Here is a 2,808-nt window from a genome sequence, read left to right on the forward strand (position 1 = left end):
CGGGACCTTGAGGGGCAGATCTATATTGACCAGATCAATCAGGTGGTACTCGCCAGCGAGAACCTCAAAAGGAAAACCAGCTTTCTGGAATGGCTTGATGACACCCGCCGTCACAAGAACATGCGTCTTGTCCGGGTGCAGTGGGTGCCACTCAGCACGGTGACAGACAGGCTGGACCATGAACACCATGCTGGTGGCGTCCACGATGAAGAGGCTGCTGACGAGGAAGTCCGGGACCACGCCCTCAACCTCCTCAGGGAAGCCGCATCCTGGCGCGCCACCGACATTCACATCATGCGCAAGGACCGCCATACGGAAATCCAGTTCCGCATCAACGGCAGCCTTGTCACGTCGAACCGCTTCGAGTTCGACAATGCCTACGCCGATCGCCTCATGCGGGCGATGTATTCGCTCGGGGCATCGCGTGAAACCGCGTACAGCGACCTGTCCTTTCAGGACGGCAGCATCGCGGGCGATGTCCTGCGCGGCATGGGCCTGTCCAACGTCCGTATTGTCCGTGGCCCGTGCTTCCCGGTCTCGGAAGGCGGAAAGTTCATGGTGCTGCGTCTTCAGCCAGCCGGTGAATACGCAAGGAAACCCGCCGCCCCGATCAAGGTGGATTTCAGGCCACCGCGCAGGCCGCCGGGCAAGCTCAGGCTGGAATCCTACGGGTTTTCGCCCGAACAGATAGAACGTCTCCTCAATATCGTGAACGCCCCATCAGGGATACTGATCTGCACGGGACCAACCGGTTCTGGAAAAACGACCCTGCTCTTCGAGCTTGCCCGCAACAAGGCGGATATGCAGCCCGGCCGCCGTCTGGTCACCATCGAACATCCTGTTGAACTGCCAATGCCATGGGCCATCCAGCTCGATATCGCGAATACGGGCGGTGATTCCGGTCGCGATGCCGAGGCCGTGGGCCAGGCGTTCAGGGCCAGACAGGTCACAAGCCTGCGTATGGATCCCGACGATCTCGTTGTCGGTGAAATCCGCGATGCCGAAGTGGCGCTGACAACATTCGCAGCCGCGCAGACCGGCCATTTCGTGATGACGACACTTCACGTCGACGACCCGTTCGACGCACCGCTCCGGCTGCGCAATCTCGATTATGACCGCCTGAATTTCGGGATCACCTGCAACGCCTCGGTCGTTCGCGGGATCGTGGCGCAGCGCCTCCTGCCGCTGCTGTGTCCACACTGCGCGCAGCGGTGGACGGTCAGTGACGAACGCATGACCCGCCGTGCCCGTGAGGCCGTGCTGACATGGGGAGACGACCCGTCCGCCATACGCAGGATGGGACCCGGATGTGAACACTGCAACGGCACCGGCATTGCCGGACGCACCGCGGTCGCCGAGGTGGTGGAAACCGACGAACAGCTCATGTCGGATTTCGTCGAATATGGGACAGCCGTAGCGCGCCACCGCTTCCGGGCACGGAAAGATGTCGATCCTCCCATGGTCGAGACCGCGATGGGGCGCGTGTTCCGGGGGCTCGTCGATCCCTACACCGTAACACAGACCGTCGACCGCATCCGCGCGCGCGACGTGGTGCTGGCCGAACGCGAGGCCGGTGCGAGGCATGTCAGGGGAGAGCCGAGGCGGTGATCCCCTCCCTGTCCGGACCCACAACCACCTGCGCGACACTATCGACGAACAGACGGAACCCGTGAACCATGGCTCTGAAAATTGTCTATTCGGACGTGTCACCAACAGGTGCCAGCCACAGAACAGCCGTGGCGGAATGGCTCGACGCAAACCTGTCCTTCAACTGGAAGGCGAGGGCGACCCTTTACCAGATGATTTCCCTGCGCATGGGCTGGGGGCTGTCCCCGGAAAGCGTGCTGGAACTCTATGCACGCCAGCTACGCCGTCGCCGCAAACGCTCCGTGCCAAACATTCTCGACAGCATCCGTGAGCGCATGAACACGAAAGGTCTCTCGTTCGCCGAAGCCATCCGGCCGTATGTCCCGGATGATGAATACATGATGATCGTATCGGGTGATAAGGCGAACAATATCCCTGCAGCGCTGGACCTTGTCTGTGACGTCAAGTCACGCATCCGCAAAATCATGCAGGCGATGCGTAGCGCCCTTTACCAGCCCGCCAGTTATCTGGGGGTCCTGTTCGTGTCCCTCTACGTCATCGCGAACTGGGTCGTGCCCAGCCTCGTCACGACATCTTCCATAATGAAGAGCGACGATACGTCGCTTCAGATACTCGTTCTCGCCTCAGGCATGGCGACCGGAAAAATGGTTTTCGTATCCGGGGGCGTGATGCTCGTGCTGGTCGTGCTGCTGTGGTTCAGTCTTACACGGCTGACCGGCCCGTTACGCCTGCTCCTCGAACATCTGCCGCCATGGTCCACCTATCGCAATGTCCAGGGATATGTCTGGCTGGCAGGATTCATCGCGCTGGTACGCGCCGGCATGCCCGATACCGAGGCCCTGCAGCACCAGGCCAATAGCGCAACACCATGGCTGCGCGAACGCCTTGAAGCCATCCTCGCCAATCTCGGGCCACGGGGACAATCGCTTCCCGAGGCCATGTCCGTCACCGGATACAACTTCCCGTCGCCCGAAATGATCGACGATATCGAAGCAAGCTGGGGCGGCAAAGGCGCTTACGAGCGCCTCCTGAGCAACAGCCGTGCCTGGGCGGACGCACTTGAGCAGCAGGCGCTGGCAGGCGCGAACATGGCACGCTCCGTGTTCTCCATCGTCATGATGCTGCTCGCGGCGGGTCTTGCCGTCATCGGAAGCAATATCGGCTCCGGATCCGGGTCAATGGGCGGCATGTAGATCCCCT

The 2,808-nt window shown here is 61.3% G+C and carries 2 protein-coding genes; both read left to right on the plus strand.

Annotated elements, in window-relative coordinates:
• The coding region (locus KSAC_RS17095; protein WP_132307101.1) for a GspE/PulE family protein at positions 1-1,608 on the plus strand (1,608 nt) is incomplete at its 5' end.
• A 68-nt stretch (positions 1,609-1,676) separates the two neighbouring features.
• Entirely contained in the window at positions 1,677-2,801 is a 1,125-nt protein-coding gene (locus KSAC_RS17100) for a type II secretion system F family protein (protein ID WP_132307103.1), read from the plus strand.
• Positions 2,802-2,808: the final 7 nt, after the last annotated feature.

It is taken from the genome of Komagataeibacter saccharivorans (assembly GCF_004348195.1).
GTDB classification, from domain to species: Bacteria; Pseudomonadota; Alphaproteobacteria; order Acetobacterales; family Acetobacteraceae; genus Komagataeibacter; species Komagataeibacter saccharivorans.